The organism is Oribacterium asaccharolyticum ACB7 (assembly GCF_000238075.1).
Taxonomy (GTDB): Bacteria; Bacillota; Clostridia; order Lachnospirales; family Lachnospiraceae; genus Oribacterium; species Oribacterium asaccharolyticum.
Genome location: NZ_JH414505.1, coordinates 543,127 through 568,499 on the forward strand (window position 1 = coordinate 543,127; position 25,373 = coordinate 568,499).

Annotated in this window: 20 protein-coding genes; 1 reads left to right on the forward strand and 19 read right to left on the reverse strand. The window is 47.2% G+C overall.

Annotation, left to right across the window (positions count from 1 at the left end):
• Positions 1-19 precede the first annotated feature (19 nt).
• The 13 genes from HMPREF9624_RS07330 to recA all read right to left on the reverse strand — a co-directional run bounded on the left by HMPREF9624_RS07330 (position 20) and on the right by recA (position 15,264).
• Positions 20-2,143, reverse strand: coding sequence for a cell division protein 48 (locus HMPREF9624_RS07330; protein WP_009537213.1), 2,124 nt, complete (start codon positions 2,141-2,143; stop codon positions 20-22).
• Positions 2,140-2,880 carry a hypothetical protein gene (locus tag HMPREF9624_RS07335; protein ID WP_009537214.1) on the reverse strand — a complete coding sequence of 247 codons (741 nt, stop codon included), beginning with the start codon at positions 2,878-2,880 and terminating at the stop codon, positions 2,140-2,142. The genes HMPREF9624_RS07330 and HMPREF9624_RS07335 overlap by 4 nt, the downstream gene beginning before the upstream one ends.
• Positions 2,873-4,891, reverse strand: coding sequence for a nucleoside-diphosphate sugar epimerase/dehydratase (locus HMPREF9624_RS07340; RefSeq protein WP_009537215.1), 2,019 nt, complete (start codon positions 4,889-4,891; stop codon positions 2,873-2,875). Before HMPREF9624_RS07340 ends, HMPREF9624_RS07335 begins: the two co-directional genes overlap by 8 nt.
• 114 nt (positions 4,892-5,005) lie before the next feature.
• Positions 5,006-5,509, reverse strand: coding sequence for a hypothetical protein (locus HMPREF9624_RS07345; RefSeq protein ID WP_009537216.1), 504 nt, complete (start codon positions 5,507-5,509; stop codon positions 5,006-5,008).
• Between the two features lie 141 nt (positions 5,510-5,650).
• Complete coding sequence (gene ppdK, locus HMPREF9624_RS07350) at positions 5,651-8,284, reverse strand: pyruvate, phosphate dikinase (RefSeq protein ID WP_009537217.1); 2,634 nt, start codon at positions 8,282-8,284, stop codon at positions 5,651-5,653.
• A gap of 260 nt (positions 8,285-8,544) precedes the next feature.
• Entirely contained in the window at positions 8,545-9,246 is a 702-nt protein-coding gene (locus HMPREF9624_RS07355; protein WP_009429040.1) for a response regulator transcription factor, read from the reverse strand.
• An 8-nt stretch (positions 9,247-9,254) separates the two neighbouring features.
• Positions 9,255-10,292, reverse strand: coding sequence for an ATP-binding protein (locus HMPREF9624_RS07360; protein ID WP_009537218.1), 1,038 nt, complete (start codon positions 10,290-10,292; stop codon positions 9,255-9,257).
• 40 nt (positions 10,293-10,332) lie between these two features.
• On the reverse strand, positions 10,333-11,454 hold the full coding sequence (glf, locus tag HMPREF9624_RS07365; protein WP_009537219.1) for a UDP-galactopyranose mutase: 1,122 nt from the start codon (positions 11,452-11,454) through the stop codon (positions 10,333-10,335).
• A 44-nt stretch (positions 11,455-11,498) separates the two neighbouring features.
• A complete protein-coding gene (locus tag HMPREF9624_RS07370; RefSeq protein WP_009537220.1) occupies positions 11,499-11,948 on the reverse strand; it encodes a MarR family winged helix-turn-helix transcriptional regulator in 450 nt (149 codons plus the stop codon).
• A 38-nt stretch (positions 11,949-11,986) separates the two neighbouring features.
• Positions 11,987-12,901, reverse strand: coding sequence for a thioredoxin-disulfide reductase (gene trxB, locus HMPREF9624_RS07375; protein WP_009537221.1), 915 nt, complete (start codon positions 12,899-12,901; stop codon positions 11,987-11,989).
• Positions 12,902-13,056: 155 nt separating this feature from the next.
• On the reverse strand, positions 13,057-13,365 hold the full coding sequence (gene trxA / locus HMPREF9624_RS07380) for a thioredoxin (protein WP_009429720.1): 309 nt from the start codon (positions 13,363-13,365) through the stop codon (positions 13,057-13,059).
• A gap of 222 nt (positions 13,366-13,587) precedes the next feature.
• Positions 13,588-14,133 carry a regulatory protein RecX gene (locus tag HMPREF9624_RS07385; protein ID WP_009537222.1) on the reverse strand — a complete coding sequence of 182 codons (546 nt, stop codon included), beginning with the start codon at positions 14,131-14,133 and terminating at the stop codon, positions 13,588-13,590.
• A 6-nt stretch (positions 14,134-14,139) separates the two neighbouring features.
• Positions 14,140-15,264, reverse strand: a complete 1,125-nt coding sequence (gene recA / locus HMPREF9624_RS07390; protein WP_009537223.1) for a recombinase RecA — start codon at positions 15,262-15,264, stop codon at positions 14,140-14,142.
• A 599-nt stretch (positions 15,265-15,863) separates the two neighbouring features.
• Here recA and HMPREF9624_RS07400 point away from each other — a divergent pair.
• The gene (locus HMPREF9624_RS07400; RefSeq protein WP_009429118.1) at positions 15,864-17,213 is read left to right on the forward strand and encodes a uracil-xanthine permease family protein; all 1,350 of its coding nucleotides are present in this window, start codon (positions 15,864-15,866) and stop codon (positions 17,211-17,213) included.
• 2 nt (positions 17,214-17,215) lie between these two features.
• On the opposite strand, the gene HMPREF9624_RS07405 is transcribed toward HMPREF9624_RS07400, so the two are convergent.
• The 6 genes from HMPREF9624_RS07405 to HMPREF9624_RS07430 all read right to left on the reverse strand — a co-directional run bounded on the left by HMPREF9624_RS07405 (position 17,216) and on the right by HMPREF9624_RS07430 (position 25,327).
• Positions 17,216-18,406: an acyltransferase family protein gene (locus HMPREF9624_RS07405; protein ID WP_009537224.1), complete on the reverse strand. Its 1,191-nt coding sequence runs from the start codon at positions 18,404-18,406 to the stop codon at positions 17,216-17,218.
• A gap of 48 nt (positions 18,407-18,454) precedes the next feature.
• Positions 18,455-20,143: a phospho-sugar mutase gene (locus tag HMPREF9624_RS07410; RefSeq protein WP_009537225.1), complete on the reverse strand. Its 1,689-nt coding sequence runs from the start codon at positions 20,141-20,143 to the stop codon at positions 18,455-18,457.
• A 43-nt stretch (positions 20,144-20,186) separates the two neighbouring features.
• Positions 20,187-21,545: a CCA tRNA nucleotidyltransferase gene (locus HMPREF9624_RS07415; protein WP_009537226.1), complete on the reverse strand. Its 1,359-nt coding sequence runs from the start codon at positions 21,543-21,545 to the stop codon at positions 20,187-20,189.
• A 49-nt stretch (positions 21,546-21,594) separates the two neighbouring features.
• Entirely contained in the window at positions 21,595-22,536 is a 942-nt protein-coding gene (locus tag HMPREF9624_RS07420) for a diacylglycerol/lipid kinase family protein (protein WP_009537227.1), read from the reverse strand.
• Positions 22,537-22,656: 120 nt separating this feature from the next.
• Positions 22,657-24,093, reverse strand: a complete 1,437-nt coding sequence (gene proS, locus HMPREF9624_RS07425) for a proline--tRNA ligase (RefSeq protein ID WP_009537228.1) — start codon at positions 24,091-24,093, stop codon at positions 22,657-22,659.
• A 238-nt stretch (positions 24,094-24,331) separates the two neighbouring features.
• Positions 24,332-25,327, reverse strand: coding sequence for a hypothetical protein (locus HMPREF9624_RS07430; protein WP_009537229.1), 996 nt, complete (start codon positions 25,325-25,327; stop codon positions 24,332-24,334).
• Between the last annotated feature and the right edge of the window lie 46 nt (positions 25,328-25,373).

The window sequence follows — 25,373 nt, forward strand, 5'->3', positions numbered from 1 at the left end:
CTCTTACTTTAATACATCCTTACTTGACTTTAATACGTTCTTCGTTCAAGACCAAATACAGGATGGCCGGGACTAAAATGATGCAAAGCAGTGTTCCGAGCCATAAATTGCTGATAACCTGAAAAACCGCTAAAAAAGTCCCGAGAAAGGCAATCGTCTGCTCCTCGGAATGCCTTAAGAAGATGTGCATCATATCTCTATGCACCGTAACAATATCGTTAATACTGTTCATGCCGAGGCTCTTTCTGGTCGGTGCGGGAATCCCGATTTGATAGTCACTTAAGGTATCCTTATCCAGCACCCGCAGAACCGCCTGCTTTTTTCCGAAATGAATCACAATCTTATCGTTCTCCGAAACACCGAGAAGATTCATCATATTGGAATTCAAACGCGCGACATTGTTTCGGTCATCGGTTTCACTGCTCCACTCCGCCTTAAGCAGATAATCCGCCTTTCCGATGGCGAAATTGAGAAGTGAGTCGAACTGCAAGCCGGCAGCTGTCTTTAAGCTCCTCCGGTCTTCTTTTTCCGCATCCGGGCAGCGGAGCGTCTTCAGCAAATCCACCCTGTCAAAAACATCCAGTCTTCCTTCCGCAAAGCCGGCATAGATTTTATTCTTTAGAATCTCATGCGTTTCTTCCTCCGCTTTTCTTTCCGGAAAGGCAATCCCCTGTCTTAAGGCAAATTCCAGAACCTCCTCCAGCGGAAGCCGGATTTTCTTTAATCTTTCCTCCATGTCCGGCGTCTTTTCCGTAATTCGGGGGATAAGACTCTTTTTCATTTTTAAGCCGAAAAAGGATTCCTCTTCCTTACTTCCCTTCTGCAAATACGGGTCGAACTCTTCCTCTATGGAATGCCCGCCAAAAAGCTTTGGATAGGCCTCTTTCTCTTCCGTATCTTTCTGCAGGATGGCATGGATGATTCTCCGGATTATGGAACTGTCCTTTTTGCCGGGGTGGAGCAAGTCTTCTACGAAATTACTGACCTCAAACTGCTCTCCCTCATAGCTGTCCCGAATCCGGTAAAAAAGTTCTCCGGGAATCGCCTGATAACAGGCATCAAAAGCTTCTCTTTCTTTGGGATGCAGCTTCTCCCTGAGCGACAAAAACTCTTCTTCCCGAATCATCTTTAGCGGGAAATCCAAATAGCCCAAAAGTCTTTTATAGTAACGAGGCAGCATCACCTTCCGCTCCTTCACGCGTCCTTTGTCCCCGTAATCCGCCTTTGTGAAGTCAAGATGCAACCGAGAGTCGGTATAGCGGTTAAAGACCATATAATCATAAGACTTTGCCTCGTCTTTTTTTGCCTCCGCAAGAAGAGACGAGAGAAAAATGCCGTCCAGTTTGTCCGCTAAAGGAAGACCGATTGCATAATCCTCTCTGGCATATTCATAAACGATGACCGGAGCATAGCCTAAGCGCTCCTTATCCCACTTCTCCCCGAAAAGCTGCTCTATCAAGCGATTGGTTAGGAAAATCATTTCCCCGATGCCGCCTGCTCCGTCTCCCGCATAAGAAGACATAAAGCCCAGAGCAAAATCCTCTTTGGGCAGACGAAGCCGCACCTTTTCCGCCCCCCTCCCGTAGGAGCTGATATTGACAAGCGCGTTGCAGGAAAAGCACTCTCCCTTTATTTCAATCTTGTCCTGCGGCTTATGGGTCCCGGACTGCCAGAGCCGGTAAACTTCTATTTTTTCAGCACTCCAATCCAGATGAAAAAGAAGCTGTTCCAGCTCTTCTATCGCCTTATAGAAAAGTTCTTCCGCGTTTCCCGAAGGGGCGCTTTCCCCTCGTTTCGGGATTTCCGTATCGGAATAAATCTCCGAAACAGAATCCTCTTCTTCCTCCTCTTCTTCTAAAGCAGGTGTAAAGTAAATCTGAAAGCTGCTTAGCGCTTGGAAGCCGGAATCCTCCGAGAGAGTCTCCCGACTCTCCTTAAGAAGAATTTTTCTCTCCTTCCGTTTCAGGCTGTACTCCAAGGAGTAGCGGATTGCCCGCCTTACAAAATCAAAGCTTTTCTCACCGCTGTCTTCCAGCCGGACAAGAAAGACCCCTTCTCCCGGATTCGCCTCCGCATGAAGCCTTAATCCTATCTTTTTCCGTTCCCAAATCCGATTGATTGTTTGAAAATGCTTCTTGCTCATTCGAAAGTTCTCCTTAGTTTGTCCCAATCCAGAGTAGAAAAATAGGATATGCAGTCTCTTAGTCCCTCCACCAGGCTCTGCATAGCCAAAGAATGCTCCATTTCCCGATATTCCCGATTCATTTCCAGCTGAATACAGGCGGTGTTCGTGTACGTAGAAATATAATTTACTATCGTATTTTGATTTTTTGCGGCAAAAAAAACATTTTTCGAGATATTCTTCTTTTCCGTGTTCAGGGACAGAAATTTCTTTTCCAAAACCGCTTTAATCACATCATCCACAAAGGGATATTGCAGTAAAGACGCATCCTCTTTTCTCTTTCTCGGCGCCGTTCCCATTTCCACCGCAAACTCCCTTTCCCGTGCCGCACCGTGCAAATCCATCAGTAAATACACAGGATGCGTTTTTAAATAGGCTTTAAGACTCTCCTTATATCCTCCTGCCTCGGGACTGTCGTAGTTCGGATCCGTTTCCGTAAAAGACGCGGAATAGATAATCGGGCAGCCTGTCCGTTCCCGTAAATATCTGGCAATTCCCCCGGTATAGCAATCCGCCGCCTTCAGCTTTCCGTCCCGAAAATGGTTTACTGCATGAGGGGCGGACAGCATAACGGGAACACTGCCCTCCTCAATCCGAAAGGCAGTGTTCCCTGAACCGTTGTAGTGATTGGCTGAAAAAACTTTTTCCAGCTCCTCTATTCTTTTACAATCCACTTCCCTATTTTCCAAATTACGCATGTTCCTCTGCCGGCTTATAGGTAACTACAATCTCCTTCACAATCTCACGAATGTCTTCTTCCTTATTCTTGTATGCCACGTCCATCAGTCCGTCGATTTTCGTGAGAAAGGCCTCAATATCAAACTGCAGAGGCTTTCCGATATGAATGCGACTGTTTTCCGTCTCCTCCAGTCCTTCCTCCGCCATCAGCTTCTCCTCATAGAGCTTTTCCCCCGGACGAAGTCCGCTGTATTGAATCTTGATATCGATGTCCGGTTTAAAGCCGGAAAGCCGAATCAGGTTTCTGGCCAAACTGTCGATTTTTACGGGAGAGCCCATATCCAAGACAAAAATCTCTCCGCCCTTGGCAAATCTTCCAGCCTCCAGAACCAGACTTACCGCCTCCGGAATCGTCATAAAATAGCGAATAATATCGGGATGCGTGACCGTTACCGGCCCTCCCTTTTCAATCTGCTTTTTGAAAATGGGAATCACGGAACCGTTCGAGCCTAAGACATTTCCAAAACGAACTGCCACAAACTCAGTATGAATATTTTGAAAAACGGTTCCATCTCCCTCTTTATCCGCATTTTCCATCCCTTTATGGGTATAAAGCTGAGGGATTTCCTCCGCCTTTCCTTCTTTAATCTTCTTATCGAAGGCCTGAATAATCATTTCGCAGACCCGCTTGCTGGCTCCCATAATGTTTGCGGGGTTCACCGCCTTGTCCGTAGAAATCAGGACAAAACGCTTGCAACCGTGCGTCATGGCCGCATAAGCCGTCTTATAGGTTCCAAGCACATTATTCTTGATACTCTCACAAGGGCTGTCCTCCATGAGCGGAACGTGTTTATGTGCAGCGGCGTGATAAACGATATCCGGATGATATTTTGCAAAAACCTGGAAGATTCGGCGGGAATCCCGAACCGAACCGATCAGCACTGTAAGATGCAATTCCGGAAAGCTCTCCCGAAGTTCCAGCTGTATGCTATACGCATTATTTTCATAAATATCAAAAATAATGAGTTCCTTCGGATTGTGTCCGGCAATCTGCCGGCAAAGCTCCGAGCCTATGCTTCCTCCACCGCCGGTGACCAGTACCGTCTTTCCGTTAATAAAACGGAAAACCTCCTGCAAATCCGCCTGAATCGGTTCTCTTCCGAGTAAATCCTCCACGGAAACCTGTTTCATCGCGGACGCCGTCACCTGTCCAAGCACGAGCTGGTACATTCCCGGAAGATTCTTCAGTTCACAGCTCGTCTCATTGCAGATACTTAAAATATCTCTTCTTTGCGCAGGGGTCGCGGAAGGGATTGCGAGGAAAATCTTGTCCACAGAGAACTTCTCCACCATCTCTAAAATGCTCTCACGTCCGCCGACTACGGGGATGTTGTCAATCATCCTTCCCCACTTGTTCTGGTTGTCGTCAATGATGCAGACAACCTCCCCGTCCACTTCACCGGCACGATGAATGTCGCGGATAAGCATCTGGCCAGCTGATCCCGCACCGATAACCATAATACGAGAATTGACCTGCTTCGCCTTGATTTTCCGAATCAGAAGAATAAAACGGTAGGAAAAACGAATGCCCAGCACGGCAAGGTACTGCAATAGTGCGCCGATGATGTAATAAGAGATCGGCATTCTTCTGTGCAGGAGGGTGATGCCCACAATATGAAAGACCGCACTGATGAATGTGGCTATACTGACTCTTAAGAGCTCGGAATAGCTCGCAAAACGCCATATGCTCTTGTATAATTTCAAATACCAAAAAATGAGTAAGGAAAAAATCACATGGAACGGAAGAAAATTTTTCCAAGCCTCCACATATACCGTATCAATCATGCTGTAGCGCAGGTCAAAACGGAGCCATAAGGCGATAAAGTAGGAAAGCCCTAAAGCCAAGGCATCATATATCATGAGTAATAGAGCAATAAAATGCCAATGCTCAAACGAGATACCGCACGCTTTGCGAGCGATACTCGTTATGAATTGAAAGCCCTCTCGCTTTCTCTCTGTTTCGTTCTTCATGAATCGTTCAACACTCCAAGTCCATTTTTGTTTCTTCGGGGAGGCGGCACTTCTTGCCGCTTTTCACTGCGGGAAAGCTAAAGCTCTATTGGCTTTTCCCCGATGTCGATGCGCTTATGCGCTAAACGGGAAAGCTTCTCCCGGATTCACCGTAACGTCCTCTACGGTCTCCTCCCCCTGCTTTACAATGTAGTGCACACCATATTTCTTAAAAAAGCTGCCATACTCCGTATCCGTAGACTTGGAATAGCGAAAATCCTGAATCGCAGCCTCATTGGCAATGGTCTTCATGACTTCGTTCAGGAAGGTGTTCAGGGCTTCCGTACTCACATTTTCCACAATTTCCACTTCAACGTTAACCGTCTTTGCGCTGTTATCTCCGGAGATATTTAAGTTCTTTACAAACGGATAGTCCGATGGAGAAACGGATTCCAAGACATCGTTATGAATCTGGTCAAAATCCATGGGAATCTCTACCTCCGCCGCAGCCGTGGTCATCACCGGTGTCTCATTTACACCGTACTTCGGCTTACAGGCACTAAGCCCCGAGAAAGCAAGAAGCGCTATCGCAATATATACACTGTTCCTTTTTACTATATTCCCATGTACTCTCTTCATTTTTTCATCCGTCCTTATCTGTTTATTTTGAAAATCCGAATTTCATAACGGCTATTATACCATGCTTCTTCCGTATTTCTAGGAAAATGTGCCGAAGAAAAAAGAGCCGTGCAAAAGCACGACTCCTTTCCTACATGTAAATTACTTTCTCGGATTCTTAATCTCAGCCTGTGCTGCAGCAAGACGTGCTACCGGCACACGGAACGGAGAACAGGATACATAGTCCAAACCGATGTTGTGGCAGAACTCAACGGAAGAAGGATCTCCACCGTGCTCACCGCAGATTCCTACGTGTAAGTGCGGATTTACCGGTCTTCCGAGGTCAATCGCCATCTTCATCAGCTTTCCTACACCAACCTGGTCAAGCTTAGCAAACGGATCGGACTCGAAGATCTTGTTGTCATAGTAAGCATTCAAGAACTTTCCGGCATCATCTCTGGAGAAACCGAAGGTCATCTGGGTTAAGTCATTGGTTCCGAAGCAGAAGAAGTCCGCTTCCTTAGCAATCTCATCCGCAGTGAGGCATGCTCTCGGAATCTCAATCATGGTACCTACCTGGTAAGCAAGCTTCACGCCGGCCTTCTTGATTTCCTCTTCGGCAGTCTCTACAACGACCTTCTTAACAACATTGAACTCCTTCACTTCGGAAGTAAGCGGAATCATGATTTCCGGCTCAAGCTTCCAATCCGGATGCTTCTTCTGTACGTTGATTGCCGCACGGATAACAGCCTTCGTCTGCATAACGGCAATTTCCGGATAAGTAACGGCAAGACGCAGTCCTCTGTGTCCCATCATCGGGTTAAACTCGTGCAGGGAAGTGATAATGTCCTTAATCTCCTGAACAGTCTTGTTCTTTGCCTTAGCGAGCTTCTCGATTTCCTCTTCCTCCTGCGGTACGAACTCGTGGAGAGGCGGATCCAGGAAACGGATGGTAACGGGGTTACCCTCAAGAGCCTCATAAAGTGCCTCGAAGTCTCCCTGCTGGAAGGGAAGAATCTTCTCTAAGGCTTCTTCTCTCTCTTCCTTGGTATCGGAAACAATCATCTCACGGAAAGCAAAGATTCTCTCGGGGTCGAAGAACATATGCTCTGTACGGCAAAGTCCGATTCCTTCAGCACCGAGCTCTCTTGCCTTCTTAGCATCCTGCGGTGTATCGGCATTGGTACGAACGGCAAGCTTTCTGTACTTATCAGCCCATCCCATGATACGGCCGAACTCACCGGCAATACTTGCATCTACTGTCGGAATGATGCCCTCATAAACATTTCCTGTCGTTCCGTCAATGGAAATCGCATCTCCCTCATGGAAGGTCTTTCCGCCGAGAGTAAACTTCTTGTTGGCCTCATCCATCACGATGTCGCCAAGACCGGCTACGCAGCAGGTTCCCATTCCACGTGCAACAACGGCTGCGTGAGAAGTCATACCGCCACGAACGGTTAAGATACCCTGTGCCACCTTCATTCCGGTGATATCCTCCGGAGAAGTCTCTAAACGTACCAAAACAACCTTTTCTCCGCGAGCTGCCCAAGCTTCAGCATCATCTGCGGAGAATACCACCTTACCGCAAGCAGCTCCGGGAGAGGCACCGAGTCCCTTTCCAAGCGGAGTGGCAGCCTTCAATGCCTTCTGATCAAACTGCGGGTGAAGAAGGGTATCCAGGTTACGAGGATCGATCATGGCAACTGCCTCTTCCTCGGTACGCATTCCTTCATCTACTAAATCACAGGCAATCTTAAGTGCCGCCTGTGCGGTTCTCTTACCGTTTCTGGTCTGGAGCATGTAAAGCTTTCCGTGCTCAACGGTGAACTCCATATCCTGCATATCTCTGTAGTGCTTCTCCAGAGTACTGCATACCTCAGTAAACTGCTTAAATGCCTCCGGGAACTTCTGCTCCATCTCGTTGATGTGCATCGGTGTACGAACACCGGCTACTACGTCTTCTCCCTGTGCATTGGTCAAGAACTCACCGAAAAGTCCCTTGTTTCCGGTTGCCGGATCTCTTGTGAAAGCCACACCGGTTCCGCAATCGTCACCCATGTTACCAAATGCCATGGACTGTACGTTTACGGCTGTACCCCAAGAATAGGGGATGTCGTTGTCTCTACGATAAACGTTTGCACGGGGGTTGTCCCAGCTGCGGAATACGGCCTTGATGGCACCGAAAAGCTGTTCCTTCGGATCAGTCGGGAAATCCTTACCGATCTTCTCCTTGTATTCAGCCTTGAACTGCTCGGCAAGCTCGTGAAGGTCTTCTGCAGAAAGCTCAACGTCCTGCTTAACGCCCTTTTTCTCCTTCATCTTATCGATAAGTTCCTCGAAGTACTTCTTTCCAACTTCCATAACAACGTCGGAGTACATCTGGATAAATCTTCTGTAGCAGTCCCAAGCCCATCTGGGATTTCCGGACTTCTCTGCGATAACTCTTACTACATCTTCATTCAAACCAAGGTTTAAGATGGTATCCATCATACCCGGCATAGAAGCTCTTGCGCCGGAACGAACGGATACAAGAAGGGGATTCTCATGGTCTCCGAACTTCTTTCCCGTAATCTCTTCCATCTTCTTGATATGTTCTTCAATCTGCCCCATGATTTCCGCATTGATTTCTCTGCCGTCCTCATAGTACTGTGTACAAGCTTCCGTTGTAATTGTGAAGCCTTGCGGAACAGGTAAACCAATATTGGTCATCTCTGCAAGGTTTGCTCCTTTACCTCCAAGAAGCTCTCTCATGCTTGCGTCACCCTCTGTGAAGAGGTAAACCCACTTTCTTGCCATCTTTAACCTCCTTATATTTCTCTCTTACAAATGAATGTAAAGAAGATAAGTTTGAACGATGTACACCATGTACAACTATGTTGAAACCCCGTGCTTTTTCTTAAAAAAAGGAATAAACACTAAGCGGAATTATATATGACAGGGCATTTTTAGTAAAGGGACGAATTCTATAATTCGAGAATTTTTCGCTATTTCGAAGAAAAAGGTCGGAAGTAGAAAGCCTGCAGTGCTCTCTTCTTCCAACCTTATGAAAAATTTATTTATGCTTTAAAACGATATCCTACGCCCCAGATTGTCTCGATATACTGCGGCTTCACCGCATTACTCATCTCGATTTTTTCACGAAGCTTTTTGATATGTACAGTAACCGTCGCAATGTCTCCGATGGATTCCATCTTCCAGATTTCCTGGAAAAGCTCTTCCTTGGTAAAGACACGGTTCGGATGTGCCGCAAGAAAGGCCAAAAGATCGAATTCCCGAGAGGTGAATGTGACTTCCTTCCCGTCCACAAAAACTCTTCTTGCCGTAGTATCAATCCGAAGTCCGCGAATCTCAATAATTGCATTTTCTTCTTTTCCGTTGTCTCTGAGTCTCTTATAACGAGCCAAATGTGCCTTCACCCGGGCTACCAATTCACTCGCGGAAAAAGGCTTCGTCATATAATCATCCGCCCCAAGTCCCAGGCCGCGAATCTTATCAATATCATCTCTTCTGGCGGAAACCAGAAGAATCGGGATATCTTTCTTTGCTCTTAACTCCTGTGTGACGGAAAAACCGTCTCTTCCGGGAAGCATGATATCCAAAATCAAAAGATCGTAGTCCGAAGCAAGGGCACGCTGCAATCCTTTCTCTCCGTCCTTCTCCGTATCTACCAAAAAACCGGACAATTCCAAATAGTCTCTTTCCAGTTCCGCAATGGACTCCTCATCTTCCACAATTAATATTTTCTGTTTTTCTTCCATAAAATTCTCTACCCCTCCATAAAGTGTTTTCTCAAAACAAAGTGTATACCGGTACCTACGCCTATTTCACTGTCTGCCCAAATCCGTCCTCCACTGTCCTCAATAATCTTTTTCACAATGGACAAGCCAATACCGGAACCTCCGGTTTCCGTGCTTCTGGCCGTGTCGGAACGATAAAACCGTTCGAAGATATAGGGAAGGTCTTTTTTCTCGATGCCTTTCCCGTTGTCCTCTATCACTACCTCTACAAAGTCTCCCGCATCCAAAAGGCTGAAATGGATCTTCGGCTCCGCCTTATCCATATACTTTACCGCATTGGAAACGATATTGTTCAATACTTTTCTAAGCTGCACGGGATCGGCAATCACCTCCACCGTATCTTCCAAGTAGTAATCGGTCGTAAATTGAAATCCTATCGCATCCAGGTCTATCGCCATTTCCATACCGTAATCCTGAAAATATTCCAGCGCCGGAAGATGCACAAAATGATACGGAATCTTGTTCGTCTCAATCTTCGCATAGTAGTTCAACTCATCTATCAGCCGATTCATCTCAACAGCCTTATGATAGATGGTTTGCAGATACTTTCTTTTTTTCTCTTCCGTTGCCGCAACCCCGTCCAGGATTCCCTCCGCATAGCCTCGAATGGCCGTAATCGGCGTTTTTAAATCGTGGGCAATATTGCTGACCAACTCCCGGTTTTCCTCCTCGTCTCTCGCCTTTTCTTCCTGATTTTGCTTCAGCTTCATCCGCATTTTTTCAAAGGCCTGTGTCAGTTCGGCAAACTCGTCATGCGATTCCGCTTCCAGGGTAAAGTTCAAATCACCGGATTCTATGCGCCTCGCGGCATTTTTTAAGCTGTCAATCGGTTTCACGATTCCGTTGTAAATCCATGCCACAAGGAAAATGCCGGCAAGAGCCAGGACGAAGATGTTTTGTCCCATACTCGTAATGCCGTGTGTGGAGAGGAAAAAAAGAAAAATCGGCAGAACGGTACTGACACAAAAACTCATCGCCACTCTTCCCATTAAGCCAAGGCTTTTCATTGTCCCTCCTCTCCCGTTCGAAACGGTATTATGACATGCTTTATCTAAGGGTGTTTTCCGAAAATTGCAGTGCAGCCGCAATCACGGCATCCATATCATAGTACTTGTACTCTCCGAGGCGGCCTCCGAAAAGAAGCTTCTCCTCTTTCTTTGCGAGAGCCTGATACTCTGCAAAGAGAGCCTGATTTTTCTCATCATTTACAGGGTAATACGGTTCTTCCCCTCTCTTCCACTCCGCACTGTATTCCTTGGAAATAATTGTGGTCGGAAGATCCTTTCCTGCACGGTCTTTTCCGAAGGTAAACCACTTATGTTCGATGATTCTTGTGTAAGGGCTTTCTTCGTCCGTGTAGTTCACAGCCGCATTTCCCTGGAAATTCGGTATCGGAAGCTCCTCCACTTCGAAACGAACTTTTCTGTACTCCAGTTCTCCAAGGCAATAGTCGTAGTAGGCATCGATAGCACCGGTAAAGATGACTTTCTTCGCCTTACTCATCCACTCCTCCTTCTTTTCCAGGAAGTCTACCGAAAGCTCTACCGGAATGCCCTCCAGCATCTTCTCCACCATAGCCGTATACCCCTCTACCGGAATCCCCTGATAAAGTGCATTGAAATAGTTGTTGTCATAGGTAAATCGCACGGGAAGTCGACGAATAATGGACGCCGGAAGATCCTTGCAATCTCTTCCCCACTGCTTCTTCGTATAGCCCTTGATGAGCTTTTCGTAAATCTCTCTTCCGACAAGGGAAATGGCCTGCTCTTCCAGATTTTTCGGCTCGCCGATACCTGCAGCCCGCCTCTCCTCTTCAATCTTTTTCTCCGCCTCTTCCGGCGTAATCACTCCCCACATCGTGTTAAAGGTATACATATTGAAAGGAAGAGAATAAATCTTTCCCCTATAGTTCGCTACGGGAGAGTTGGTGAAACGGTTGAAGTCAGCAAAGCGATTCACATAATTCCATACCTTAGTATTGTTGGTATGGAAAATGTGCGCTCCGTAATGGTGTACCATAATCCCGTTTTTCTCGTAGGAATACACATTTCCGCCAACATGATTCCGCTTATCGATTACGAGCACCTTCTTTCCTCTGCTCGCAGCTTCATGTGCAAATACCGCCCCAAAAAGTCCGGCTCCCACTACAAGATAATCCAGCTCTTCCATATTCTTCTCCTTTGCTTTTCGCTCAAAACGGCAACATCCGATTCCTAAACTATTTCGGGATTTTCCATTGCATGCAGGGTCCTGCTCAATAACTTCTTTAATATCCCTATTTCTTCCAAACTTAAGGGAATACAGGCGTGCATGGAATGCGGCACCGATTTAGCCTTCTCCTGCAGCTTCTCCCCCTCTTCGGTAATATGTACGCAAAGAGCCCTTTCATCGTCCCGATACCGGGCACGGGTAATCAGTCCCTTCTGCTCCAAACGCTTTAAAAGCGGTGTCAGGGTTCCGGAATCCAGATACAAAACCTCTCCCAGGTCCTTTACCCGGACTTCTTTCTTCTCCCACATTACCATCATAGTAATGTATTGGGTATAGGTTAAATCCAAAGGATCCAAAAAAGGTTTATACCTTCTGGTAACTTCTTTTGCACAAGCATAAAGAGGAAAGCAAAGCTGATTCTCCAGTCTTAACTCCTTATATTCTTCCTGCATAACTCTTTCCTTTCCTTTTTCTGAAAATCCATATCGCCTTATAAAGCAAGTCCGTTAATATAATTTACGGCAGCAAGGGCCGCTACAGCACCGTCGGAAGCCGCGGTAGCCAATTGTCTTACAGCCTTTGTCCTGCAGTCTCCCGCCGTAAAAATGCCTTCGGTCTTTGTGCTGCAATCTTCCCCTGCGGAAATATAGCCCTTGCTGTCCAAGTCCACCTCATTCCGGAAGGCCTCATTGTCCGGAGCCTGTCCGACAGCCACAAAAAGACCGTTCACCGGAATTTGTCTTTCCTTGCCGTCCTTATCTTGAACAAGAATCCCCGTAAGGCCGGAAGCATCGCTTTCCAATGCTTTGATGGTCGAATTCAAAACCAACTCCACATTCTTCTTGGCAACCAGTCGATCGACCTCCGCCTTATCCGCCCGGAAACTGTCTCGTCTATGAATGACATAAACCTTTTCCACGTATTCCGAAAGAAAAGTGGCGTCTTCTACCGCAGTGTTTCCTCCGCCGTTTACCGCTACAACCTTTCCCCGATAAAACATGCCGTCACAGGTCGCGCAATAGGAAACACCCTTCCCTACAAGCTCCTGTTCCTTTTCTATGCCGAGGTTCCTATTTTTTGCTCCGGTTGCCAGAATTACCGCTTTCGCTTCATACTCTTTGTCCTTCGTGACTACAATTTTGTGCCCATTCTTCTCCTGAACGGAGAGAACCTTTTCAAAACGAATCTCCGCTCCCAGTTCCTTTGCCTGGTTATACAGGTTGGTCGCAAACTCAAAACCGGAAATCTTCTTGATTCCGGGATAATTCTCTATCTCCGGTGTATTGATAATCTGTCCACCGTAAGCCGCACCTTCCAATACAAGAACGGACTTGCCGGCGCGAACGCCGTAAATTGCCGCGGAAAGGCCGGCGGTCCCTGCCCCTACTATAATCAAATCGAACATATTTTTCCTCTTTCTTAAACGAGGTGCCGCACAATACTGAGCGACACCTCATCATCTTTTTTCTGTAGTCCCGTATCTCACGGAATCCTTTTTCTGAGCGTTTCTTATTTTTGATCGTTTCTTACTTTCGATCGTCTCTTATTTTCAACCGTTTCTTACTTCAAGAGATCTAAAACCTGGTCCTTCGGAATAAAACCGGTATTCTGCTTATATACCTGACCGTCCTTAAACACAATCAAAGTCGGAATCGCACGAACACCGTAGCGAACCATGAGTTCCTGTTCTTCATCCGCATTTACGGCATAAACCTTAAAATCCTTTGCTTCCTCTGCAATCTCTCCGATGATGGGAGACAGCATCTGGCAAGGACCACACCAGCTTGCCCAGAAATCAACCAAAACCGGTTCCTTAGACTGTAAAACTTTCTCTTCAAATTCTTTTCCTGTGATGCTTGGTGCTGACATAATTTTCTCCTCCTATAAATTTAAATACTGTTTTTCTGTATACTCGCATACGAAATTCCGCATGCAGTTCCTCTTCCCAACTACTTTATCTCTCAATTTTATTTAAGACAAGTTAATTGTACGCAATCTAATGATGCCTGTCAACTGTTTTTTTCTTCCTTTTTTAAAACTCCTTCGCTTTTTTAAGACTGCTTTTTTAGACCGCCTTCTCTTTCCGTCCCGCTATGATTCAAAGTCTTCTATATCCATCATTTCCCGAATCAAGCTATAAGAAAATCCCTTTCTCATAAGAGAAGCCAAAAGCTTCTCCCTGTCTTTCCGATCGGAAAGGTCAAGACTTCTGCTCTTCTTCTCTATCCACTTCTTTAAAGCTTCCCGCTCGGGATTCGTCTCCTCTTCTCTTTGCTTTTCTCGGAAATCCGCGATGGCACGTTCCAGGGAAACGGAATCCACCCCTCTTAAAAACAGTTTGGACTTCATGTTCAAAAGAGAGCGCTTTCCTGCATTCTCCTCCAGATAACGCAGGGCGTAGTGATAGTCATTCAGATAATCATAGTCCTTCAAAAAGGCAATGGTTTTCTCTATCACATCCTCTGTATACCGTTCCGATTTCACGAGCTTCTCACGAAGACGGCGCTCCGTCTTTGCCGTTCCAGAAAGCAGGTAAAGACTCCTCTCCTTGCAACGCTGTAAGAGCTTCTCCTCCGTAGAGAGAGAAGCCCTTTCCAGAGGATTTCTAACCGTGATTTCTTCTTTCCATTCTTTCATTACGCTTTATGCTTCCTGTCCGGCAGTGTCGGTCTTCCGCTCTTCCGGACTTTCCTCTTCGGCTGCATTTAACACAGCTTCCAGATACGGATCTTCCTTTAAGCCATATTCCTTACGAAGCGCAATTTCGAGTTCAGCCATCAGCTTCGGGTGCTTCCGTAAGAAGTCCTTTGCATTTTCTCTACCCTGGCCGATTTTATTGCCCTGATACGCAAACCATGCTCCACTCTTGTCAATCAGCTTCTTCTCCGCACCAAGATCCAGAAGCTCTCCCTCTTTGGAGATTCCGGTACCGAAGCTGATGTCAAACTCTACCTGCTTAAAGGGCGGTGCAATCTTGTTCTTGGCAATCTTTACCTTAACGCGGTTTCCGCTGAACTCACCCTCACCCGCCTTAATCGTCTCTCCTTTCCGGATATCGATTCGGACGGAAGAATAGAACTTCAAAGCTCTACCGCCGGTAGTTGTCTCGGGATTACCGAACATCACACCCACCTTCTCACGGAGCTGGTTAATGAAAATCAAAATACAGTTGGACTTCGCAATGATTGCCGTAAGCTTACGAAGGGCCATGGACATCAGTCTTGCCTGCAGTCCCACATGGCTGTCTCCCATCTCTCCGTCTATTTCCGCCTTCGGCACCAGAGCGGCAACGGAGTCCACAACCAGGATGTCCATAGCACCGGAACGCACCATCGTCTCCGCAATATCGAGAGCCTGCTCTCCGGAATCCGGCTGGGACACATAGAGGTTATCAATATCCACTCCGATAGCCTCCGCATATCGCGGGTCCAAGGCATGTTCCGCATCGATAAAGGCCGCAATGCCGCCCCTCTTCTGCACTTCCGCAACCGCATGAAGCGCCAGAGTGGTCTTTCCGGAAGACTCCGGACCGTAAATCTCGATAATTCTTCCTCTCGGAAAGCCGCCTGCACCGAGCGCAATATCCACGGAAAGCGATCCGGTCGGCACCACCTCGATGTCCTTGTTGACACCGGCATCTCCCAGCTTCATGATGGAACCCTTTCCGCAATCCTTCTCTATCTTAGTTAAAGCGGCATCCAATGCCTTCAGTTTTTCCTCATGATCCACCAATGCCACAACCGGAGCCTTGCTCACTTTACCTGCCATACTTTCTCCTTTTCTTCCTATCTTTTCTACCAATCTTTATTCTACTTAAAAAAGCGTACGACCGCCCTGTAACTCAAGCTTTTCCTGTACTCTTTTTCACTCTATGGAAAGCCATAGAGCTTTGCTTTCTGCATTATATCACAGAACATACTTTCTTCCTATACTCCACATTCGGATAAGGTTTTTTGAAAATACCGGCAAAAATTCGCCATTCTGCCTGAAAGAGAACGATAAACCCATTTTTGAGGAAACACATTTCTTGAAGAAGGCAGGAAACGCATTTTTTGAAGAAGGCAGGAAACGCATTTTTTGAAGAAGGAATGGACAATCCCCCCGGCAAGTGCTAAAATGAGCCGGTCTTAATTGAATCTGTTTTTTCACATTTTTTCATAAGAAGATAAAGCTGTTTTGCAATAACCCGGATGGATATGGTTTTTTACTTATTTTCACTGTTAAAAGTAGGTTGAAATTCCCGATTTGGATTGTTACAAAACTTTTTTTATTTTTTACGAATATCGCTCGCAAAGCGTGCGGTATCTCGTTTATAAGGAGTGCCGCACAGTGATTGTGCTGTCTTGTTTCCAAAAGAAGGAGGAAAAATGAGTCAAGAAAAGTCAGAAACCGTCTCTATGGAGAACATTTACCGTCTTGACGGTCGTGTTCCCGTCGCCAAGGCCATTCCCTTCGGCCTGCAGCATGTCCTTGCCATGTTCGTGGCAAACCTAACCCCCATGACCATCATCGCCGCGGCTGCAAAGCCGGCACTAAGTCAACAGGAACTGGCTATGCTGGTGCAAAACGCCATGTTTGCTGCAGGCATCGCAACCATGATTCAGCTTTATCCCGTATGGAAAATCGGCTCAAAGCTCCCGATTGTCATGGGCGTCAGCTTCACCTTCGTCACCATTCTCTCCACAATCGGCGGACAATTCGGCTATCCTGCCGTAGTCGGTGCCGTTTTGGTCGGCGGTATCTTTGAAGGAATCCTCGGACTTCTCGCCAAATACTGGAAAAAAATCATTTCTCCCATAGTGGCCGCAACCGTAGTCACTTCCATCGGTTTTTCTCTCTTCACGGTCGGCGCACGATCCTTTGGCGGAGGCTATGCCGAGGACTTCGGTTCCGCGACAAATCTCATTATCGCCTCCATCACCCTGGCAACCTGTATTCTCTGGAGTATCTTCGTTAAAGGATACATGAAGCAACTTTCCGTTCTTGCGGGACTGGTTGTCGGCTATATCTGCGCTATTGCCGTAGGAAAGGTGGATTACACCCTCATTTTCTCAAAAGGTCTGATTTCTCTTCCCCACATTCTTCCCGTGATGCCCGTGTTCAACATCGGTGCCATTCTTTCCACCTGTATCATCTTCCTGGTTTCCGCAACGGAGACCATCGGAGATACCACAGCCATGGTCGTTACCGGTCTGAATCGGGATATTACCGAGAAAGAGATTTCCGGATCTTTAGCCTGTGACGGTTTTGCCTCTTCCATTTCCGCCCTCTTCGGCTGTTGTCCGGTAACTTCCTTCTCGCAAAACGTCGGTCTCATCGCCATGACCAAGGTTGTCAACCGTTTCACCATTGCAAGCGGTGCCGCCATGATGCTTCTTGCGGGACTTCTTCCTCCGGTAGGACAGTTCTTCTCTTCCTTACCCCAGTGCGTTCTGGGCGGATGTACCATCATGATGTTCGGAACCATTGTGGTGTCCGGTATGCAAATGGTGGCTTCCTGCGGATTCTCTCAGAGAAACATCGTCATTTCTTCTCTTTCTCTGGCCATCGGAATCGGTTTTACCTCTACTTCGGAGATTGAAATCTGGAAGATTTTCCCTCCTATCGTACAAAATGTTTTCGGTGCCAATGTTGTTGCGGTTGTTTTCGTCGTTGCCTTGCTTCTGAACCTGATTCTTCCGAAAAATATGGATATTCAGAAGTTGTCCGTGGAGTAAAGCTAAATCCTCTTTTCCGGGAGGCGAAAGCGACAAAATGCATCCAAAGCTTTTCTTCCGAGAAGCTTCATCAGGACAAGAGAGAAGCCGATTAAGAACAAATAGAATAACACGACAATCCATAGGGGGAGTCCCCCTTCCAAGAAGTATCTGTCCGCCCCGCATGCAAAAAAGGCATCCCGGAAGGGACGATGGAATACAAAAATCGGAAGGGTGTACTCTCCCGCTTTTTGCAGAAAATCTTCTATCTTCTTCATTTTTTTCCTGTGTCCGGAAGGAGCAGCGCCGGAAAATCTTTGTCCTCCCCCTTTTTCCAAAAGAAAGCGAAGCAGGAAGAAAAAGAAATAAGCAATGCAAAGCGCAAAAGGAATGTATGCTATACGCAGTACAATCGGATACGTCTTAAAAAAAGGAAGAATGGCTTCCCGCTCTATCCTGTAGCCCCAGGTCCCGTAAAAAACCCGGGTATAGGGGAGAAGCTGCGGTAAGAAGCCGAATAAAGAGAAAGAAAAAAGTCCCCCGAGCACAGCGGGCAATTTATAGATTTTTTGAAAAGAAAAACCATAGCACTTCGCTAAAAATCCCAAATAGTAAAAGGGAGCGAAGCTAAGGCTTCTGTCCAGGGCAAGGAAGTCCTTCAGTGTTCTCCCGACTTCCAGGAAGGAAAGCGGGACGGAGAGCAGGATCAGGAAGAGGAGGTATGCGGTAATTTCCTTTCCCTCCCTCCTCCTAAGGAAAAGCTCCGCCGGAAGCAGTGCCAAATTCCAGAAAATAAGAGCCAAAATATACCAGGGCGTGGACGAGGCATGCCAAAAATCCGGGAAAATTCGCGTTGATCCATAGAAAAAAATGTCGCAGATATGGAGCATCCCCTGCATAAAAAGATATAAGAAACCATAAGAAAGGAGGGAACGAAAGTTCGTTCCCCTTTTTTTCCATCCACTATAGCCGAAATAGCCGGAGAGAAAAACAAATGCCGGCATATGAAAACTGTAAATCAGGTAAAAAGAACGAGAAAACAGCGGATAAGGACTATCCTTCAGCGGGAGCAAAAAGTGCCCAAGCACCACTATGAAAATCAAAAATCCTTTAAAACTGTCCAGTTCTTTTATTCTCTGCGTCTTCTTTTTGGACTGCTTCTCTTTCTGCTGCTTCTCTTTCTGCTGCTTCTCTGTCTGCTCCTTCTCTAGCAAAATGCGGTCCCTCTCTTCTTTCTGCATTCTTAAGCGGGATCATGAAACTTAGCTGAAAATCGGTTGCAAAGCATTTGCAAGCTTGTCTTTCTCCGCTTTCGCTTCGTCCTTTGTCCTTCCCAGGGTCGTATAATACGCCTTAATCTTCGGCTCCGTTCCGGAAGGACGCACAATGATGCTCTCACCGTTTTCCAAACTGTACAGCAGGACATTGGACTTCGGAAGTCCCGTCTTCTCACTCTCCAAATAGTCCGTACAAGCCTTTACGGGAATGCCTGCAAAATCCTTCGGGCAGTCTTTTCTGAGTGTCTCCATGATGCCCTGCATCTTGTCCATGCCGGACAGACCCGGGAAGGAGAAGCTGTCCACTGCATTAAGGTAGTAACCGTACTTCTTATAAATCTCTTCCAAACGTGCCTTGATGGAAGAGCCGTTCTTTCGATAGTAAGCCGCCATCTCGCAAATGAGCATGGAAGCCACCACTGCGTCCTTATCTCTTACCGCGGTACCGGAAAGGTAGCCGTAGCTTTCCTCAAAACCGAAGATGAAACGATTCTCTTCCCCTTTTTCTTCCAGGAACTTAATCTGCTCTCCAATCCACTTAAAGCCGGTTAAGGTATGGCGAAGCTCTACCCCGTAATCTGCTGCAACCTTATCTGCAAGAGGCGTGCTGACAATGGATTTTACGGCAACTGGATCTTTCGGAAGCGTTCCCTCCGCGATTCTGCCCGCCGCAATATAGTCCAGAAGGAGAACGCCCATCTCATTTCCGCTTACCAGCTCATACTCCCCGTCCTCTGTTCGCATGGCGATTCCCACGCGATCCGCATCGGGATCGGTCGCAAGCAGCAAATCCGCATTTTTCTCCTTCGCCAGAGCAAGACCCTTTTCCATAGCCTCCAAAATTTCCGGATTCGGATAAGGGCAGGTGGTAAAATAGCCGTTCGGATATTCCTGTTCCGGTACAATCGTAACATCGGAAATCCCGAGCTCCTTAAAAATACGGGTTACCGGCTCAAGCCCCGTTCCGTTTAACGGAGTATAAACCAACGAAAGTCCTGCATCCTTGCACACTCCCGGATGTACACTCTGAGAAAGAACAGCCTTATAAAAGGCCTCCTTACACTCCTCTTCCACAAAGCGAATGAGTCCCTGATCCACGGCTTCTGCGAAGGGCATTGTCTTAGCTCCGCTTAAGATATCTGTCTCCTGAATTTTCCGGTAAACCTTATCCGCCGCTTCGTCCGTCATCTGACAGCCGTCACTCCCGTAGGCCTTGTAGCCGTTATAGACTGCCGGATTGTGGGAAGCGGTAAGCATGATTCCCGCACTGCAATGATAATATCTTGTCGCAAAGGAAAGTGCCGGAACCGGCATCAAAGCATCATAAAGGCGAACGGCAATTCCGTTTGCGGCAAGCACCTGTGCCACTTCTTTCGCAAAGGTCCAGCCCTTTAAACGGGAATCATAGCTGATCGCCACCAGCTTCTCCAGGCCTTCTTCAAGAATATATCTTGCCAGACCCTCCGTTGCCTGCCGAACCACAAAAATATTCATGCGGTTTGTGCCCACACCTAAAGTGCCGCGAATACCGGCGGTGCCGAATTCCAGACTTCTTCCGAAATGCTCTTTTATTTCATCATCCTTCCCCGAAAGGGAATCCAGTTCCCTGCGAAGGTCAAAATCCGGCAAATCCGCCTCTTTCCAGCGTTCGTATTCTTTTTTGTAGTCCAGCATATAAACCCTCCGTTTGCTTCTAAAACAAATGTGACATATAGTTCTATTCTACTACTTTATCTTTTAAAATAGCAGTGTTTTTCTCCAAATAGAGCAGTAATTTCTCTCTTTGATTTTCCTTCGGATTCTGCAAAACATGGTCAAAAGCATACTGCAAAAGCTCTCCCAGTTTTTTCCCCGGTGCTATCCCGAGGGCAATCAAATCCTTTCCGCTAAGCGCGAGGTCCGAAAGACAAACACAGTCGCCCTCTTCTTCTATCTTTCGAAGCCAAGACAGTCGTTCCTCCACAACGGCTAAGTCTTTTTCAGGACTGTCCTCTGTGGCATCTCCATTTGTGGCATCTCCCTCTGTGGCACATCCTTTTGTCACATTTCTCTTTGTCGCATCGAGCCCCGTCTCACTGTCTTTCGCCCTTTTGAGAAGCTCTTTCCTTGCTTCATAAAAGTCTGCAACCATTTTCTTTCCGTAGCGGGCAATCCGTTTTCGTAAGGCATAAGGCGTGTCCGCTTCTTCCTCCGCAAAGAGTCCTGCCAAGTGGCTCGCTCCCTCAATGGTATCCCGATCCAGCTTTAAATCTCTTAAAATCTTTCGGGCATCTTCGGGAACACCTCGAAGAAAGAGACCGAAACGGAGAATCTTTTCCTTCGGTGCAAAGGGAAGAAGCTCCGGAATCCCTCGAAGGGCAATCTTCGGAAAATCCTCCGTAATATAGGGCGCAAGCCCCGTCGCAAACAGTCTCTCCACCTTCTCCGGATGTGCACTGGCCAAGAGCTTCCAAAGTTCCACGGCAATGCGTTCCTTGGACACCTTGGAAAGACTCTCCTTCAGCTTGCAAATTCCCGAAAATGCCTCTTCGTCCAAGGCAAAGTCGAGTTGCGCGGAAAAGCGAATCCCCCGCATCATTCGAAGCGCATCTTCCCGAAAACGGTCTTCGGCTCTTCCCACTGCCCGAACAATTTTCTTTTCCAAATCCTCCTGTCCGGAAAAAGGATCAATAATCCCTCTTTCCATATGATAGGCCATGGCATTGATGGTAAAATCCCGTCTTGCCAGATCCTCCCTGAGAGAGCCTGTAAAAGAAACCTCATTCGGATGGCGGTGGTCCGTATATTCCCCGTCAATCCGGTAAGTCGTGACTTCAAAGCTCCGTATCCCTCTCTCCACCTCATCGGGCGGAACCAGCACGGTTACCGTTCCGTGCTCAATGCCGGTATCTACCGTAACCGGAAATACGGACTTCACTTCCATAGGCTTCGCATTGGTGGTAACATCCCAGTCTTCCGGTTCCCTTCCAAGAATCCCGTCCCGGACACAGCCCCCCACAATATAGGCCTCAAATCCGGCATTTTCCAGAGAACGAATAATAAACTCCGCCCCCTTCGGCATCTTTATTTTCACCATTCTATTTTCCCGGTTTTCCATTCTCGTCTTTTTCCATCCCTTGCATAGCCTATCCCTTGTCCTTCTTGGGAAGCATCACCTTGATTGCTCTTTCCAGAATTTCCACATGCATCTCCCGATAGGCCCCGCCGAACTCTCCGTCCAGAGTCCATTCCAATTCCTCTTCCGCCTGAATCTCCATGCTTTTTACCTTAAAAAACTGCACAAGCGGATTGTTTTCCGGAATATCCCCTCCTACTATCGTACTCAGAATTTCTCCGTAATCTGCAATATTTTTCGGCTTATGAATCAGCAAAGCCTCAAATTCTCCATCCTGCAAATCCACAGCCAGTCTTTCTTCTATCGTTCCGCCGGGAAAGCCGGTAAAGCCTCCGACAGAACGGGAATTAAAGATGGCGCCGAAAATATATTCTCCGGAAAAAGTGCTCTCTTCGGAGCTGATTTTTAACGAGTAGCTCTTGGAAAGGCTCTCGGGCATGGTACGAATCGATTCCAAAAGATAAGCCATATGTCCAAGGTTGTTTTTTAATCCCTGGTCAGTGCCGTAGCTCACCTTGGTAAAGGCTCCGAATGCGGCTATGTAGTTAAAATACTGCCCGTTCAACTTTCCGATATCGCAGTAAAAAGGCTCTCCTCTTACAATTCCTTCGATATTCTCTTTCAGGTCCTTCGGAATGCCCAGGGAGTTCGCAAAGTCATTCGTAGACCCCGTCGGAATATAGCCGACCGGAACAGACAATTCCTCGTGCAACAGGCTGTTTACCAGATAATGCAGGGTTCCGTCGCCTCCGACGCAAACGATTAAATCAAATCTGTCTTTATACTTTTCCACAATGGCTTCGGTATTCAATTTTTTCGATTTCGGAAGAATCGGAAAAACCGTCACAACACAGTTTTTCTTGGCAAATTCCTCCACAATATTATACAGGAACGTTTTCCCCTTTTCCTGTCCGCTTTTACTGTTCACAAGCAAAAGAACATTTTTCCCCATACTATTCCACTCCTTTTCAAGAAAAATCCCTTTTCCGTCCTTTCCCGAAACGCTCCTTCGGCTATTTGTCATTATATAATGAAAAAGGGAGAAGCCCAAGGCTTCTCCCCGAAATATCTCTTAATAGGCTCTTCCCCAGTAGACCATCTTTGTGGCTTTCTTTCCGCAAACCACACAGGTATCGGAAATCTCTTCCTGCGCCATAGGGATGCAGCGGGAGGTGATTCCGGAATATTCCTTCAGCTTATCTTCGCATTCTCTGCATCCGCACCACATCGCGCGTACAAATCCCGGCTTCTTATCGATGGATGCCACAAGCTCGTCCAGACTCTTTGCGTCTGTCGTTCTTTCCTTTTGGAAGGAAAGCGCTCTCTCATACATATCCTTCTGCATCTGCTGTAAAAGTTCCTCCACCTTTGTTGAAAGGCCGGAAAGCTCGGCTACAAGCTTCTCTCTGTTGTCTCTCCGAACGAGAACCGCCTGATTCTTTTCTATATCCTTCGGTCCGATTTCCAAACGAAGCGGAATTCCGCGCACCTCTCCGTCTGCGAACTTAAAGCCCGGCGTTTTATCGGAATCATCCACCTTTACACGAATACCGGCCTTTACAAGCTCCTCTTTTAAGGCATAGGCTTTGTCGAGTACTCCTTCTTTATTCTGCTGAATCGGGACAATCACCACCTGCGTCGGTGCAATTCTCGGCGGAATCACTAGTCCGGAGTCGTCACCGTGTACCATAATCAGTGCTCCGATGGTTCTCGTTGTGATTCCCCAAGAAGTCTGGTGCACCGGTTCTATTTTATTTTCCTTACTCAAATACTGCACATCAAAGGCTTTCGCAAAGCCGTCTCCGAAGTTATGGGAAGTCGCGCACTGCAGAGCCTGTCCGTCATGCATCAAAGCCTCAACCGTGTAGGTTGCTATCGCACCGGCAAACTTCTCCTTATCCGTCTTTCTTCCCTTTACTACCGGGATGGCCAGCTCATTTTCCAAAACATCCGCATAAATGTCCAGCATCATCCGCGTTCTCTCCTCCGCTTCTTCCGCTGTGGCATGTACGGTATGTCCCTCCTGCCATAAGAACTCTCTGGTTCTTAAGAACGGTCTGGTCGTCTTCTCCCAGCGCACTACGGAGCACCACTGGTTTAAAAGCTGGGGCAAGTCTCTGTAGGACTTGACCACCTTGGAATAGTAGTCGCAGAAAAGCACCTCGGAGGTCGGACGAACGCAGAGCCGCTCTTCCAGTCTCTTGGAACCACCGTATGTAACCCAAGCCACCTCGGGTGCAAAGCCCTCCACGTGCTCGCTTTCCTTCTGCAAAAGGGACTCCGGAATCAGAAGCGGCATAGCACAATTCTGCACACCCGTCGCCTTAAAACGACTGTCCAGTTCCTCTTGAATTCTCTCCCAGATGGCATACCCTGCAGGACGAATGACCATAAAGCCCTTCACGGAAGAATAGTCAGTCAGCTCCGCCTTCTTCACCACATCCGTATACCACTGTGCAAAGTCTTCCTCTCTGGAAGTAATCTGCTCCACCAATTTCTTATCCGCCATATTGCCCCCTCTTGAACCTTATTCTATGTATTCCGGAATCCGTTCCCTTCCGACTCTGTCCTCGGAGTAATCCGCGCTCCGAAGTACATTTTCGCCGGAATCTCTTCCGATATCCTCTCTCCGATAAAACTATTTGTTGATTCTACCCCATGGAAAACAGAATCGCAAGTGAAGATTTCAGCAGTCTGTGCCCTGCAAAATTTCGACAGTCTGCATCCGCTTTGAAACGGGAAATGCCCTATTCGTCCCGATACTCCGCCGCCATAAACATGGGCTTAATGACAACAAGCCAATCATACACTTTCTGTGAGACCTGCTTCGTGCTGTCCAGTTCTTTCAACTCCTTTTTCAAGAGCTCATAAGAAGAGGCAAGCGTCTCTGCCTTCCCTTCCAAAATATTTTGCTTCATCCACAAAAGGCAGACAGGATGGGCATACCGCGCGGGAATCGGGAAGTCCTCCGGAAGAGAATCCTTCATCTTCCGAATGGACTCTTCATACTCCCTCTCCACCTCTTCCTTATTCTGTCTCCCCGTCGGACGGACACGGAATCCTACCAAAAAGAGCATGAGGAAAAAGCCGAAAAGCACAATGGCATGGCTCTGATCTCCGTTTTTATAAAATATCCCTGCAGAGAGCAGACAGAGCAGACCGCCAAAGAAGAGGAGCAGTGCAAAATGTCCGTAATACGGATTCGTACTTTGCACCATTCTTTCCTGCTTGGCTCGCACTGCAAGATTTTTGCAGAGTTCTTCTCTTTCCTGTAGCAGACGATCCGCCTCTTCTATCTCGGAAACGGCCTTTTCGGCCTCCTCCGAAAGCTTAGGAAGAAGCTTGGCCTTTTCTTCCTCTTCTTCCCTGCGAAGACTTTCCTCCGCTCTTTTACTCATGGTGGGGAGATGCGGAAACCGTTTTCGGATTTCCGAAAGCGCTTCATCCACCCTCCATTCCTTTCGAATAAGACAGGCCTTTTCCTTCCCGCCGTCATATTCCACCACGAGGTAGGAAAGGCTCGCAAAAATGCCCTTTCCGGAGAATCCGCCCTTACTCATGGCAACACGCTTATACACACGCTCAATCGCCTCTATCGGAATATAGTACATCCTGTCGATATAAAAGGAATTTAAGTACAGAGCCTTTTCTCCGATTCCTATCGGGCCGATATGCTTAGCCTCTCTTTTATCCTTCTTTAAAACATCCTTCTCCAGTTTCTTCTCACTCAGGGGAAAATTCATACACTACCCTTTCTATACACTTGTAATACGCTCTCTTTTTATTTTG